This is a genomic window from Rhodococcus sp. 06-470-2 (assembly GCF_002258235.1).
GTDB lineage: Bacteria > Actinomycetota > Actinomycetes > Mycobacteriales > Mycobacteriaceae > Rhodococcoides.
The window spans coordinates 1-14,499 of sequence record NZ_NOYB01000015.1; the positions used below are offsets into that span (position 1 = coordinate 1).

General features: G+C 65.2%; 12 protein-coding genes. 5 read left to right on the top strand and 7 right to left on the bottom strand.

Annotation, left to right across the window (positions count from 1 at the left end; genetic code table 11):
- Positions 1 to 163 precede the first annotated feature (163 nt).
- A complete protein-coding gene (locus tag CH276_RS08505; protein ID WP_176459168.1) occupies positions 164 to 3,124 on the bottom strand; it encodes a UPF0182 family protein in 2,961 nt (986 codons plus the stop codon).
- Between the two features lie 277 nt (positions 3,125 to 3,401).
- Between CH276_RS08505 and CH276_RS08510 the strand changes: the two genes are divergently transcribed.
- The gene (locus tag CH276_RS08510) at positions 3,402 to 3,980 is read left to right on the top strand and encodes a PPA1309 family protein (RefSeq protein WP_094632531.1); all 579 of its coding nucleotides are present in this window, start codon (positions 3,402 to 3,404) and stop codon (positions 3,978 to 3,980) included.
- Between the two features lie 13 nt (positions 3,981 to 3,993).
- On the opposite strand, the gene CH276_RS08515 is transcribed toward CH276_RS08510, so the two are convergent.
- Complete coding sequence (locus CH276_RS08515; protein WP_094632472.1) at positions 3,994 to 5,019, bottom strand: YlbL family protein; 1,026 nt, start codon at positions 5,017 to 5,019, stop codon at positions 3,994 to 3,996.
- 146 nt (positions 5,020 to 5,165) lie between these two features.
- Between CH276_RS08515 and CH276_RS08520 the strand changes: the two genes are divergently transcribed.
- From CH276_RS08520 to CH276_RS08530, 3 genes are all read left to right on the top strand, one after another.
- Complete coding sequence (locus CH276_RS08520) at positions 5,166 to 6,563, top strand: zinc-dependent metalloprotease (protein ID WP_094632474.1); 1,398 nt, start codon at positions 5,166 to 5,168, stop codon at positions 6,561 to 6,563.
- 123 nt (positions 6,564 to 6,686) lie between these two features.
- Positions 6,687 to 7,574: a hypothetical protein gene (locus tag CH276_RS08525; RefSeq protein WP_094632476.1), complete on the top strand. Its 888-nt coding sequence runs from the start codon at positions 6,687 to 6,689 to the stop codon at positions 7,572 to 7,574.
- Positions 7,575 to 7,666: 92 nt separating this feature from the next.
- Positions 7,667 to 8,977, top strand: coding sequence for an ABC1 kinase family protein (locus CH276_RS08530; protein ID WP_032398314.1), 1,311 nt, complete (start codon positions 7,667 to 7,669; stop codon positions 8,975 to 8,977).
- Positions 8,978 to 9,010: 33 nt separating this feature from the next.
- Here CH276_RS08530 and CH276_RS08535 read toward each other — a convergent pair whose 3' ends face one another.
- The 3 genes from CH276_RS08535 to CH276_RS08545 form a co-directional block, all read right to left on the bottom strand.
- Entirely contained in the window at positions 9,011 to 9,331 is a 321-nt protein-coding gene (locus CH276_RS08535) for a WhiB family transcriptional regulator (RefSeq protein ID WP_037189857.1), read from the bottom strand.
- A gap of 153 nt (positions 9,332 to 9,484) precedes the next feature.
- Positions 9,485 to 9,790 carry a hypothetical protein gene (locus CH276_RS08540; protein WP_032397689.1) on the bottom strand — a complete coding sequence of 102 codons (306 nt, stop codon included), beginning with the start codon at positions 9,788 to 9,790 and terminating at the stop codon, positions 9,485 to 9,487.
- Between the two features lie 143 nt (positions 9,791 to 9,933).
- Positions 9,934 to 12,048 (bottom strand): ATP-dependent DNA helicase UvrD2, encoded by a 2,115-nt coding sequence (locus CH276_RS08545; RefSeq protein ID WP_441344248.1) that lies wholly within the window; start codon positions 12,046 to 12,048, stop codon positions 9,934 to 9,936.
- 116 nt (positions 12,049 to 12,164) lie between these two features.
- Between CH276_RS08545 and CH276_RS08550 the strand changes: the two genes are divergently transcribed.
- A complete protein-coding gene (locus tag CH276_RS08550) occupies positions 12,165 to 12,434 on the top strand; it encodes a mycoredoxin (RefSeq protein ID WP_032398313.1) in 270 nt (89 codons plus the stop codon).
- A 7-nt stretch (positions 12,435 to 12,441) separates the two neighbouring features.
- Here the strand turns inward: CH276_RS08550 and nudC are convergent, their stop codons facing one another.
- Positions 12,442 to 13,344 (bottom strand): NAD(+) diphosphatase, encoded by a 903-nt coding sequence (gene nudC, locus CH276_RS08555; protein WP_032398312.1) that lies wholly within the window; start codon positions 13,342 to 13,344, stop codon positions 12,442 to 12,444.
- A gap of 24 nt (positions 13,345 to 13,368) precedes the next feature.
- A complete protein-coding gene (locus CH276_RS08560) occupies positions 13,369 to 14,436 on the bottom strand; it encodes a potassium channel family protein (protein WP_032398311.1) in 1,068 nt (355 codons plus the stop codon).
- Between the last annotated feature and the right edge of the window lie 63 nt (positions 14,437 to 14,499).

Genomic DNA, 14,499 nt, shown 5'->3' on the forward strand with positions numbered 1-14,499 from the left:
TCCAACGCCTCGAAAAACCGCACCTTCAACCCAGCACATGCCACGATCCCCGCAACTCCCTCAAATCGAGGGTGTTGCGGGGATCGTTAGAACCCGCCATTCGGTGAGGCGGCCCTTTCGCTCGTATCGACCGGTTCGGGTCAGCAGACCTGACCCGACCCGATCAGTTGCCGGCCCGGTTGTACGTGTCGACCGCGGTCTGCAGGTTCTCGAGCGCAGTGCCGAGTTCCGCCAGATTTCCGCTCTGCTGCGCAGAGCGCACAGCGGAGAGTGCAGCGTTCAAACCGGAAACGGCAGCATCCCTCGTTGCCGAACCGCCGGTGGCGGGGGCAGGAGTTGCCGCAGGCGTGCCACCGTCGGACGGCGCGGTTTCGGGAACAGCGCCGGGCTGCGTATTTCCGTCGGTCTCACCGGGTGCGGTGACCGTGCGTCCGGCACCCGCTCCGAACACCTGCTCGATGGCCTCGGGCAGTGTCGCGGCATACCCGACGCGGCCCTCGTACGAGACGAGTACTCGAATCAACTGCGGATAAGCGGACGCCTCGTTGGTTCGAGAGGCGTACACCGGCTCCACGTAGATCAATCCACCGTTGCCGACCGGAAGTGTCAGCAGGTTGCCGAACTCCACGGTGTTCTCACGGCGCACGATGCCGAGACTCTCGGATACGTCCGTCGTGGTCGTCATCTGGTTCTGCACCTGATTGGGACCCTGCGTCGACGTATCGGTCGGCAATCGCAACACGGTGATCTTGCCGTAGTTCTCCGGGTCCGAATCCGCACTGACGTACGCGCCCAGCACCTCTCGGCGATATCCGACCAGCGCACTGGTCAGCTGGAACGACGCCTGATTCTCCTCGTTGGAGATGTCGGATGCGACGACGTAGTACGGAGGCTGCTTGGCCGCGGTGTTCTCTGCGGTCGGATCGGTCGGAACTTCCCAGAACGCGTTGTTGGTGAAGAACTCTCGCGGATCGTTGACGTGGTATTTGGTCAGCAGTTCACGCTGAACCTTGAACAGATCTTCCGGGTAACGGAAGTGATCACGAAGCTCGTCGGACACCTGGTCCTTGGGGATGACGGTTCCCGGGAACACGCCTTCCCATGCCTTGAGCACGGGATCGTTCTCGTCCTGCTCGTAGAGCTTGACGGTGCCGTCGTAGGCATCGACGGTGGCCTTCACCGAGTTTCGGATGTACGACACCTCTCGGCTCGGCAGCGCACGTGTCGTCGTCGACTCGATGCTGTCGGCCGTGGCGTCCTCGAGCGACATCCGCTGGGCGTACGGGAAGTTGTCCAGCGTGGTGTACCCGTCGATGATCCAGACGAGCTTGCCCTCGACGATCGCCGGGTAGGTCGATCCGTCGGTGGTCAACCACGGTGCGACCTTCTGAACGCGGTCGCGGGGGTCACGGTTGAACAGAATCTTCGACTCGTCGCCGATCACGCTCGAGAACAGAATGTTGCGCTCGGCGTACTTGCTGGCGAAGACGAGCCGGTTGAAGAAGTTGCCGACGTCGACACCTGCTGCACCGGTGTAGGTGTAGCTCTTGCTGTCGGTGTCGTACTCGCGAGGCTCGCCGGTGGAACCGACGATCGAGTAGTCCGCGTCGGAGTTCGCGATGACCGGGCCGAAGTAGATGCGCGGCTGGTCCAGGTCGCCGGGCCCGTCCTTTCGGATGGTGCCCTCGGAGTCGTTCTCGATCCAGTTGACCTGGTAGTTCGGGTAACCGCCGCGCCCGCCGCTGGATTCGTCGGCGACGGCCTCGTCGACGGAGTTGGCCGGCGCTGCGACGAAACCGTTGCCGTGCGTGAACACGGTGTGGCGGTTGATCCAGTCTCGCTGGTTCGCGTCGAGGGTCTGCGGTGAGATCTCACGGGCAGCAACGACGTAGTCGCGCAGGTTGCCGTCGGCATCGGGGTACCGGTCGACGGCCAGAGTGTCGGGGAATCCGTAGAAGTTACGGATCTGACGCTGCTGGGTGAACGTGGGCGCGAGGATGTTCGGGTCGAGAAGACGGATGTTGGACATCGTGGCCGACTCCGACGCCACCTCGCCGGGGCTCAACGCCGCCTCGCCGGAGTAGTTCCGATAGGTGACCACGTCGTCGGTCAGTCCGTACGCCGCTCTGGTGGCCGCGATGTTCCGCTCGATGTACGTGCTCTCCTTGTCCGCCGCGTTCGGGCGCACCGAGAACTGCTCCATCACCATCGGCCAGACGGCACCGATCAGGATCGACGAGAGCACCAGCAGCGCAGTGGCCAACGCCGGAATTCGAAGATCACGCAGGAAGATCGCTGCGAAGAACGCGATGGCACAGATCACGGCGATCGCGAGCAGGATCAGTTTGGCCGGCAACACCGCATTGATGTCGGTGAAGCTGGCACCGGTGAACGTCGGTTCTTTCCGACTGCTCGACAGCAGGGTGTAGCGGTCGAACCAGTACGCCACGGCCTTGAGCAGAACGAAGCTGCCCGCCAGGACGGCGAGCTGGATCCGCGCTGCGCGAGTGAGGGCTCCCTCACGTCCGGCGAGCCGGATTCCGCCGAATACATACTGCGTCACCAAGTTCGCGAAGAACGCGACCAGGACGGCGACGAAGAGCCAGTTGAGGATGAATCGGTAGAACGGCAGATCGAACGAGTAGAACCCGACGTCGAGATTGAACTGTGGATCGGTCATCCCGAAGTCCCCGCCGTGCAGGAACAGCTGGACCGTCACCCAGTTGGTCTGGGCGATCATGCCGGAGAGGAAACCGAACACCACCGGAATTCCGATGCCGAACAGGCGCAGACGGCTCATCACCGTGGTGCGGTACCGCGCGATCGGATCGTTGGGACCGGCGACCGGAACGAACACCGGCCGATTGCGGTACGCCAACAGCAGTGCCGCGAAGACGATGAGTCCGACGACCAGGGAAACGACGAGGAAGATCACCAACCGCGTCAGCAGAGTGGTGGTGTACACGCCACGGAAGTCGACTTCGCCGAACCACAGCCAATTTGTGTACACGTCGATCAGACGGGGACCGATGAGTAGCAAACCTGCTGCCACCAAGGCCAATACGAGCAAGATCCGGCTTCGCCGCGACAAGGACGGCATACCGGTGGGGGGCCTCATGCCCACGTGCCACACTCCAACTTCGGGCGGCGCCGATCGGCACCGCAGATGACTTCGGCGATGCACTCAGTGTGCACCGCATGTCCGTTTCGCCCTACTGTACGTACGTTGATCCTACGGCTGCGACAACCGTACTGCGGCCACTGCCGAACCCAGGTCAGGAGCGTCGCGTCGAACAGAACCATCGGAATGCGAGGATAGTGCGGTGAGCAACGACAGCAACGGACTGCCCGGCAGAGACGATTTCGGAAGCGAGTTCGACCCGGAGTCGGGTGGGCAGGACGTGGCGGAGGCTCTGGCTCGATGTGCCCGCGAGGTGGCGGATTTCGTCGACGCGGGCGGATGGCACCAGGCCCCGCAGATGTTCGCGTTGGTGCCGACCGCAGCGCTCGCCGCGGCCGAGCCCGGCCTGCTCGACGATCTCGCCGACGGTGCCGCACTGACGCCGATCCAGCAGCACTCGCTGCCCGAGGACATCACCGGCGGCTCCCCCGGCCTGGACGAGTTCCTCGCCACCTCCACGTGGCCCGAGGGTGTGGTCGGATGTGCCCTGGTTCAGGAGATAGTCGTGCTTCCACCGACTGCCGAATCGACCCTCGACGATGCCTTGATGCCGTTGCTCGCAGATCCCGATGCAGCCGACGAAGCCGCACGCTCGGCCGCCGAGAACCATCCCGAGAAACGGGATGCTCGGTTGATCGTCGCGGTGCTCAAGGACGGCCCGTCCCTGACGTTGCTGCAGTTGCACCCGGACGAGGACGCCGATCCCTTCGCGCCCATCGACCTTCGCATCGCCGAGGATCTGGCCCCCAACGTCGTGCACGGCCTCTACGCAACGTTCGACGTCGTCGACGACGACTAGCGGCAGGACCCGGTCAGCTGCAGGACGGCGCGTCGCCGCCGGAGCCGATCGCCTGCAGAGCGTCGACAGCACTGTCCAACGATTCGACGCGCACCAGACGCAGTCCGTCGGGAACGTTCTGTTCGGCTTCACCACAGTTGGCGTCCGGCACCAGGAACGTGGTCGCACCCGCTTCGCGAGCCGCGATCAGCTTGTAGGGAATACCGCCGATCGGCCCGACGGTACCGTCGGCGTCGATCGTTCCGGTGCCCGCGACGAACTCACCGTTGCTCAGCTGACCGGGACTGAGCTTGTCGACCACGGCGAGGCTGAACATCAGTCCGGCCGACGGACCGCCGACGTCGGCGAGGTTGAACTTCACGTCGAACGGCACGTCCGGCTGCTCCTCGGGCGTGACTCCGAGGTATCCGAGGGATGCATCGTCGGGCCGAGCACCGAGCACCACTGCGCTGGTCTGCGTCGACCCGTCTCGCACGTACTCGATGTCGAGAGAATCGCCCGGCGCTCTCGAACTGACGGCCTCACGAACGGCCGATGCAGTCGCGACGGGCGTGCCGCCGACCGACACCAGCGTGTCCCCCACATTCAGCACGCCTGCAGCGGGGCCGTCCTCGGCCACACTGGCCACCGCCAGTGACACGGGGAGATCGAGATGGTGCAGAGCAGCCAGTTCGGCGCTGGATTCGGACTGCTCGAAATCCGCCTGATTGCCCTCCTGCACTTCTTCTTTCGTCATGTCCGGCGGATAGACCTCTTCACGCGGGACCAGGCCTTGGCGTCCGCTCGCCCAGAAGCCGAGAGCCTCGAACAGATTGAGCTGATCACGCACGGCCACGGTCGTCATGTTCAAGTGACCCGCCGTCGGGTCGACCTCGGTTCCGTCGATCTGCACCACGGGCACCCCGTCGACGTCGCCGAGAGTATTGTACGTCGGTCCGGGGCCGAGTGCGGCGAAGGGAACGGTGACGACCGAGCCGGTGACGCCCAGCACCACCACGGGCACCAGCGCAGCGACGAGAGTGGCGATCCTTCGGTTCACTCCGTAGACACTAGATCCGAACGAAGTCCACGGTGCAGACCGCCCCTACCGAGTGCGTCGGTGCCGACTTCGCACGGGTCCGACTGTTCGCCGTCAGCGTGACGATCCACCACTCTCTCCGTTCTCCGGGCTTGTACCGTTGAGTCATGAGCAATTTTGGTTTCGGTGCCCCCGACGACGACCCGGACAAGAAGAAGGATCCGGACGGCTCCGGCAACCCTGCCGGCTTCGGGTTCGGTGCGGAGGGCTTCGACCCCGCACAGCTGGGCCAGATGCTCACCCAGTTCGGCCAGATGCTCAGCGGAATGGGAGCTGCGGGCGGAACCGGTTCGGGGCCGGTGAACTACGACCTGGCCAAGCAGCTGGCACGCCAGCAGATGGGCGATTTCAGCCCGGTGTCGGCGGGCGAACGGGAGGCCGTTACCGACGCCGCGCACCTCGCCGAGCTGTGGCTGGACGGGGCGACGACGCTGCCTGCCGGTGCCACGAAGACCGTTGCCTGGACACCGGTCGACTGGCTCGACAACACGATCGACACCTGGAAGCGCCTGTGCGACCCCGTCGCCGAGCAGATTTCGGGGATGTGGACATCCGGACTGCCCGCCGAGGCCCAGCAGATGGCCGGGCCGATGATGGGCATGCTGACGCAGATGGGCGGGATGGCGTTCGGCTCGCAGCTCGGCCAAGCTCTCGGCCAGCTGTCCAAGGAGGTGCTGACGTCCACCGACATCGGCCTGCCCCTCGGACCGTCGGGGACGGCGGCGTTGTTGCCGTCGGCCATCGCGTCGTTCAGTGAAGGGCTCGAGCAGCCCGACCGTGAGGTGTTGGTGTTCCTCGCCGCTCGTGAAGCCGCCCATCAGCGGCTCTACAGCCACGTCCCGTGGTTGCGGCAGCGGGTTCTGGCCACCGTCGAGGAGTACGCCCGCGGCATCAGGATGGACTTCTCGGCCATCGAGGAGGCCGCCGCAGGACTCGACCCGTCCGCGCTGACCGATCCGTCGAAGATCGAGGCGATCCTGCAGCAGGGTGCCTTCGAGCCCCAGACGACGCCGGAGCAGAAGCACGCACTCGAGCGTCTGGAGACACTGCTCGCCCTCGTCGAAGGATGGGTCGAAACGGTGGTGGCGACCGCTCTCGGCGACCGTCTGCCCGGTGCCGTCGCACTCGGCGAAACCATCCGTCGCCGCCGGGCGTCGGGAGGCCCGGCCGAACAGACCTTCGCGACGCTGGTCGGCCTCGAACTGCGCCCCCGCAAGGTCCGCGAAGCAGCCGATCTGTGGCGTCAGCTCCTCGCCGCCGCCGACATCGAGGGGCGTGACGGCGTGTGGGCACACCCCGATCTTCTGCCCGACTCGTCGGATCTCGACAATCCCGCGGCGTTCATCGACCGAGTGGTCGGTGGTGGAACATCGAACTTCGACGACCCGATCGCGCAGCTCGAAGCAATGGAGGCCAAGGAGGCCGAAGAGCGCGCCGAGCGCGCTGCGGAGAACGACGACAAGGGCACCGACGACGGTCCCGACAGAGGTTCATCCACAACCTGACCCGGGCGGTGTCGCACCGCTTCGATCCAGCTCGTCGAACGCCTGCTCGGAGGCCCTTCCACCCTGTGGATAACGCGCTCCGAGTGGGCGTTCTTCGCGGTCTGGGCTGCCAGAGTGTGTTTCATGATCACACCGACAGTTCGACTCGATCCTGCGGTGGCAATTCTGCCGCGGCGAGACGGCACAGTTCAGTTGGGTTGGAATCCCGAGACCAGCGTCGTCGTCACTCCACCTCCCGGCACCGAGCCGGGCTCGATACTCGACATTCTCCGACTCCTCGCCGCAGGCCACTCCAGACCGCACATCGTCTGTCACGCAATGACATTGGGAATGTCCGCCAATCGGACATCGGCGATGCTCGGCGAACTGGAGGATTCCGGGTTGCTGCTGCACGGCACGAGCGAACCGGTGGTGTCCGACGCCTCACCGGGCGCCTCCGGATCGGGGGCAGTGAAGACCGTCCACCTGGTGGGGCGAGGCCCGATCTCCGACGCGTTGGCCTCCGGTCTGAGTCGTACCGGAGTGACGGTGAGCCGGACGAGTCTGACTCCGACGCGCTACCCGCACTCGGTGGTGAAGTCCTGGAACTACGACGTCGTGGTGTTGGCCGACGATCTGGTTGCCGAACCCCGATTGGTGACCGATCTGGTGCGCCTGCGCACCCCACATCTGCAGGTGCGGCTACGAGACGGCAAGGGGATAGTCGGTCCTTTCGTGGTGCCCGGTCGGACCAGTTGCCTGCGGTGTGCCGATCTGACGCGCTGCGACTTCGAGCCCGAGTGGCCACATCTGTCCGCTCAACTGCTCGGCACGGTCGGCCAAGCCAGCAGCGCGACGGTGTTGGCCACGGCAGCGTTCGCGTTCGCTCAGTTGGAGAACCTTATCGGCCGTTCCGACGCCGCGCTCCCCGAGACCGCCGACTGCACCATGGAGCTGGACTTCGCGGCAGCCGGAACCACCGTGCACAAACGGCTGTGGTCCAAGCATCCGCACTGCGATTGCTGGCACTGACGAAACGCACCGAAAGCGAGTTCACCTCGACCGACAGCGGTCGGTGCGGGGCGGTCCGAGCAATTGTCGGAAGGTTCAGCCATGATGGAGCTGTGTCTGACATACCGCGCCGTGGATCGACTCGTACTGCAAAACTGGCCAGCATTCCCCTCGGAATGGCCGGTCGTGCTGCCGTCGGGTTCGGCAAGAAGCTCGCCGGCGGCAATCGCGACGAAATCGACGCGGACATGGCCGCCAAAGCAGCAGAACAGCTCTTCTCCGTCCTCGGGGAACTCAAGGGCGGTGCCATGAAGCTCGGGCAGATGCTCTCGGTGATGGAAGCGGCCGTTCCGGAGGAGTTCTCGGAGCCGTACCGCGAGGCGCTGACCAAGCTGCAGGCGCAGGGACCGCCCATGCCCGCGAAGACCGTGCATCGGGTGTTGGACCAACAGCTCGGAACTGCGTGGCGGTCACGTTTTCTCGATTTCGACGACACTGCGATCGCCTCGGCCAGCATCGGACAGGTGCACCGAGCTACGTGGTCGGATGGACGCGATGTCGCGGTGAAGATCCAGTACCCCGGCGCGGACGACGCATTGCGCTCCGACCTCAAGACGCTGAACAGGTTCGCGAACCTGTTCAGCACGGTGCTCGCGGGCACGGACGTCAAGCCGGTGCTCGAGGAATTGACGGCTCGCACCGAGGACGAGCTCGACTACCGCATCGAGGCGGCGAATCAACGTGCCTTCAGCAAGGAATTTGCGGGCGATCCACAGTTCGCCATTCCCAAGATCGTCGCCAGTGCACCCAAAGTGGTTGTCAGCGAATGGATGACGGGTCGGCCGCTGGCCGATGTGATCGCGAACGGAACGGCCGAGGAACGCAATCGGGCGGGCGAACTGCTCGCACTGTTCGCATTCGTCTCTCCGGCGCGGGCGAAGTTGTTGCACGCCGATCCCCATCCGGGCAATTTCATGATGCTCGAGGACGGACGCATGGGCGTCATCGATTTCGGTGCCTGCGCTCCGATGCCCGACGGCCTCCCTCCGGTTCTCGGCAGAATGGTCTCGCTCGCGCGTGACGAGAAGTTCGACGAACTCGTGGTGTTGTTCACCGAGAGCGGCTTCGTGGTGCCGGGGCGAACGGTGACGCAGAAGGAGATCGAGGACTATCTACGTCCGTTCACCGATCCGATTCACACCGAATCGTTCCATTTCACCAGGGCCTGGTTGCAGAAGGCTGCGGGCACCGCCGCGGATTTCAACAGTGCGCAGTTCCGCACCGTTCGCGCGTTGAACATGCCTGCCGAGTACGTGATGATCTTCCGAGTGCTCGGCGGGCTGGTCGGTATCTGCGCGCAATTGGACGCCTACGCGCCGTACATGGCCATTCTCACCGAGTGGCTGCCCGGCTTCGCCGACTGATCGTTCGGCGAAACCGGGCACCGGTCTCGGACATCATGCTGCGTTCTTCCGCGGCCGTCCTCGGGGACGCTTGCGGGCGATGACGACACCCTGCTCGAGGATCTCACCGCCCCATACGCCCCACGGCTCGGCTCGGTCGAGGGCCGCGCTCAGGCAGGTACGCCGGATGGGGCACTCGGCGCACAGCGCCTTCGCCTGCTCGAGTTCGGCAGGGGTGTCGGCGAACCACATGTCGGGGTTCGCCGCTCGGCAGGGCACCGACAGTGCCAGCTCGACCGATTCGGTCGAATACTGTGCAGCGTAGGCACTCTCGGACTCTGGTCGGCATGTCGTCCGGATCGTGGCGGTTGACACGTCGGTCTCCTCTACTTTTCGTGCGGCGTCGTTATCGGTTCGAGGGGTGATGCGAACCTGTCGGCCTCACGCTCGGATAGAGGAACTACCTGAACGAGAAAGGCCACGGTCCGCGAGTGCGGGTCCGTGGCCTGGTGGGGCTTGTCGAAGCGTCTACCGACAGTGAAGTCGGTGTCTGCTGTCGAGCACGGACGCACGTGGTGCGCGGTGACGTCGGGCTGCCTGAGCAACGGCTTTCGCTCCTGGTGCCAGGGCGACCTGGGCGGAATTCGAACCCGAGGCCGCGTATGCGGACTCGTCGATGGGGCCGAAAGCGGAGGAACGAATCCACGTCTGCGCAACAGAGCCTGCGGCGGCGGCATGAGTGCCGAGGGGGGCAACTCCGAAGGGTGCCGTGCCGAGGACAGGGCTGAACGCGACGGTTGCGTGGGCAACGGCGGCGTGCAATGTGTTGATCATTTTCTTCAGCTCCTGTTCTGGTCTCGTCGGCGGATGGGACAGTGCGCGATCTCCCGCGGCACGTGAAACAGACTAAGCCCCCCGCCGATATCTGCACAAGTTATTTTCTACCTGCGGTTTCGCGGAAATTCTCACCCTCTGCGTCACGCGTCCGAGGCCCGCACGACGGTGAGGACCTCTTCGCCGAACCGCTCCAGTTTCTTGGCCCCGATTCCTGGAATCGCCACCAGCCCACGCTCGTCCTGCGGTTGCTGCTCCGCGATGGCCGTCAGCGTGTTGTCGCTGAAGACCACGTACGCGGGCACCTTCAGTTCGCGGGACTTGTCCAATCGCCACGACTTCAGCGCATCGAGCAGGGCGATGTCGACGTTCGACGGACAACTGTCGCACCGACCGAGCATGGTCGCGGACGTGCCGATCAACGGCTTGCCGCACAACCGGCACTTGGGACCGGACTTCTTGCCAGCAGGCGCGGCGATACGCGACGCGGGTGAGTCCTCGGGAATCAGACCGTTGAGAAACCTCGACCGTCGCCGTGATTTGCGTCCGCCCTCGTTGCGGGCGAGTGCCCAGGACAGATGCAAGTGGACACGGGCGCGCGTGACACCGACGTAGAGCAGCCTGCGCTCCTCCTCGACGGCTGCCTCGTTGTTGGCGCTGGGGTCGTTGCCGATCGCGTGCGAGATCGGCAGAGTGCCGTCGGCGAGACCGACGATGAACACCGCGTCCCACTCGAGTCCCTTCGCCGCGTGCAGCGAGGCGAGCGTGACGCCCTGCACCGTCGGTGGATGCCGAGCCTCGGCGCGTGCTGCGAGCTCGCCCAGCAGTTTGTCGAGAGTCAGGTCGGGCTCGTGCACCAGCAGCTCCTCGGTGAGCTGCACCAGACCACCCAACGATGCCCACTTCTCGCGGGCCTGCGCACCCGTCGGCTCGGTGGCAGTCAGGCCGAGCGGAGCCAACACCGCTCGCACCAGAGCCGGTAGCCCCTCGCCCGCCTGCGCGCCGTCGGGCAGATCGTCGCGACCGCCTGCCTGCCGCAACGCGTTGACACCCTGCCGCACCTCGGGTCGGGTGAAGAACCCTTCACCGCCGCGCACCTGGTAGGGGATCTTGAGCTCGGTCAACGCCTGCTCGTGTGCCTCGGACTGAGCGTTGATGCGGTAGAGGATCGCGATCTCGGCCGGTTCCACGCCCTTCGAGATCAACCTCTTGATCGCTCGCGCCACGCCGTCCGCTTCCGCCGGCTCGTCGTCGTACTCGAAGAACTCCGGTTCCGGACCCGGCTCGCGCTGACCGATCAACTGCAGTCGGGTGCCTGCGATGCGACCGCGGGCGGCTCCGATGACGCGGTTCGCCAGCGACACCACCTCGGGCGTCGAACGATAGTCGCGCTCGAGCCGAACCACGGTGGCCTCGGGGTACTTCCGTGAGAAGTCGAGGAGATACCGCGGAGATGCGCCGGTGAAGGAATAGATGGTCTGGTTCGCGTCACCGACGACGGTGAGATCGTCACGCTCACCCACCCAGGCGTCGAGCACCCGCTGCTGCAACGGCGTCACGTCCTGGTACTCGTCGACGACGAAGCAGCGGTAGCGCTCGCGGAACTCGTCGGCCACCGACGAATGTTCTTCGAGCGCGGCGGCCGTGTGCAGCAGAAGGTCGTCGAAGTCGAGCAACATCCCGTCGCCGCCGCGTGACTTGAGTTCCTCGTAGCCGGCGTACACGGCGGCGACCTTGGTCGCGTCCATCGGAACGTCACGGCGATTGCTCGCCGCGATGCGCGGATAGTCCTCGGGTGCGATCAACGATCCCTTGGCCCATTCGATCTCTCCCGCGAGATCCCGGATGGCGTCGGTCGACGTGGACACCCCGGCGCGGTTGGCCGCCTGCGAGACGACGGTGAACTTGCGATCGAGAAGCTGCCATCCGGTGTCGCCGACCACCTGCGGCCAGAAATACTTGAGCTGACGCATGGCCGCGGCGTGGAACGTCCGAGCCTGCACCGGAGGGCCGTCTCCCCCGACACCGAGCTCACGCAAGCGACCGCGCATCTCGCCGGCCGCGCGCGCAGTGAACGTCACTGCGAGCACCTGCCCCGAGGACACGTGCCCCGCCGAGACGAGGTGGGCGATGCGTCGGGTGATCGTGCGAGTCTTTCCTGTGCCCGCACCCGCCAGGACGCAGACCGGGCCGCGGGGAGCCAACACTGCCGCGGATTGCTCCGGATCGAGTCCGGCGGTCATCGCGTCGTCAGCCATGAGGTCCATTGTGTCAGTGCCTACCGACAGCTCCACCCGGGGCCGAACCGGGTGTCCGACGGCCGATGCGGGTGTCGGCCGGAACAATCGCGTCGGCGCTCCTGTTGACTGTTGGCGTGACCACTACCGAGAACACCCCACAGACCCCGGCCGCGCTGACCGTCTACTCCACCACGTGGTGCGGTTACTGCCGCAGGCTCAAGACCCAGCTCGACCAGGCCGGAATCGAGTACGCCGAGATCGACATCGAGCAGAACCCGGAGTCGGCCGACTTCGTTGGCAGCGTGAACAACGGCAACCATGTGGTGCCGACCGTGCTGTTCGCCGATGGGTCGACGGCCACGAACCCCACTCTGGCCGAGGTCAAGCGCGCGCTGTCGCTCTGACCGACCGTCAGGCCGACGCCGCCCAGGCCTCGAGCATTCCGCGCGCGATGGAGATCGAACCTGGGAGCAGCAACCGTGACGTCGAATCCGATCCCCAGTCACCCAGTTCGAGCGCTGCGACCACCTCTGCTCGGTCGAACCAGTGGGCCTCGGCGATCTCGCCGTCCTGAAAGTGCAACGGTTGCTGCGGGTCGGCGACGGCGGAGAATCCGATCATCACCGAACGCGGAAACGGCCAGGGCTGACTGCCCAGATATTCGATGTCGGAGACGTCGAGGCCCACTTCTTCCCTGATCTCCCGAGTCACACAGGTTTCCAGCGACTCACCGGCCTCGACGAAACCCGCCAGCACCGAGAATCGACGCTCGGGCCACGCAGGTGCTCGGGCCAGCAGCACTCGATCGCCACCGTCGTGAACCAGACAGATCACCGCCGGATCGGTACGAGGGAACTCCTCGTGACCGGTCGACGTGCTCGTCCTCGACCACCCCGCGCTCGACGGAACGGACGGCGCACCGTCGAGTGAACTGAACTGTGCGCTCGCATGCCAGTTGAGGATCGCCAGGGCTCCGGTCACCATCGACAACGCGTCGCTGTCGAGGCGATCACCGTCGGTGCGCAGGTCGCCGAGGGTGCCTGCAACCACCTCGACCCGCCTGGCCCACAGGTGTCGATCGCCGTGAATTCCGAGAAAGACCGCATCGGCCGTCGGCTCGGCGGCGACGTCCGCGGCGGAGCCGAGCACCAGGCCGTGCTCGTCCACCGGGAATCGGCCTCTGCCGTCCACGTTCAGGATTCGAGCTGTCGGCCAACCCGCTGTCAATGTTGCGGTGTCTCGGCGCAGTTCCTCTGCCCTGTTCAGTGGCGATCGGGACAGTCGAGGTGGGTGAGCGAGGTGGAATTTCGGCACGCGCACGACCCTACTTGGCCGGGACTAGTCGCCCACGCGACGGATGTACAGCAATCGATCGGATGCCTCGACCGCATCGACTTCCGGGGTGCCGACTCGGAACAGTTTGCCGCCCCGCACCACTCCGAGGACGATGTCGGTGAGGTGCCGCGGAGAACCGCCCACCTCGTCACGCTCGACTTCGCGTTCGGCGATGGCGAAGCCCGCCTCCGGGGTCAACAGATCTTCGATCATCTCCACCACGGACGGGGTCGACGTGGCGATGCCGAGCAGACGTCCCGCGGTCTCCGACGACACGACGACCGAATCGGCACCGGACTGACGCAGCAGGTGCGTGTTCTCCGCTTCCCTGATGGCCGCGACGATCTTTGCTTTCGGAGCGATCTCGCGTGCGGTCAGAGTCACCAGCACCGCGGTGTCGTCCCGGTTGGTCGCCACGATGATGGCCGCCGCATGCTGGGCTCCGGTGAGCCGGAGCACGTCGGACTTGGTCGCCGACCCGTGCACGGTGACCAAGCCCAGGGCCGATGCGGCGTCGAGTACCGTCTGATCGGTGTCGACGACGACGATGTCGGACGCCGAAACACCGTCTCCGAGCATCGCGTCGACTGCGGTACGGCCCTTGGTGCCGAAACCGATGACCACGGTGTGATTGCGCACGCTGCGTCTCCATCGCTGAATTTTGAATGCCTGCCGGGACCGCTCGGTGAGAACCGACAGCGTTGTACCGACCAACAGAATGAGGAACAGGACCCGAAGGGGTGTGATGACCAGGATGTTGACCAGGCGCGCCGACGGACTCATCGGTGCGATGTCACCGTATCCCGTCGTCGACAACGACACCGTCGCATAGTAGAACGCGTCGAGAAACGACAGTTCGCCGTTCTGGTTGTCGCTGTAGCCGTCTCGATCGAGATAGACGACGAACGCCGCGAGGAACAGGATTCCGAGCGCCATCAGCACCCGCTTGTAGATAGCGCGCCACGGACTCGACTCCAGTTCCGGAACCCGCAGCACTCCGACGAGCGCGAAGTCGGGCTTGTCGGTCAGCGCGCCACTGTCACTCAGCCGCGCTCGCAACCTACCTGCCACGTCGTCCGCCGAGGTACTCACCGAAGTCGAGATCATTCACGGCACGCAGCGTAACCCCATGCC

Coding starts and splice junctions, on each gene's coding strand:
- CH276_RS08520 (WP_094632474.1), top strand. CDS start 5,166: ATGAGCAATTTTGGTTTCGGTGCCCCCGACGACGACCCGGACAAGAAG.
- CH276_RS08525 (WP_094632476.1), top strand. CDS start 6,687: ATGATCACACCGACAGTTCGACTCGATCCTGCGGTGGCAATTCTGCCG.
- CH276_RS08540 (WP_032397689.1), bottom strand. CDS start 9,790: ATGATCAACACATTGCACGCCGCCGTTGCCCACGCAACCGTCGCGTTC.
- CH276_RS08545 (WP_441344248.1), bottom strand. CDS start 12,048: ATGGCTGACGACGCGATGACCGCCGGACTCGATCCGGAGCAATCCGCG.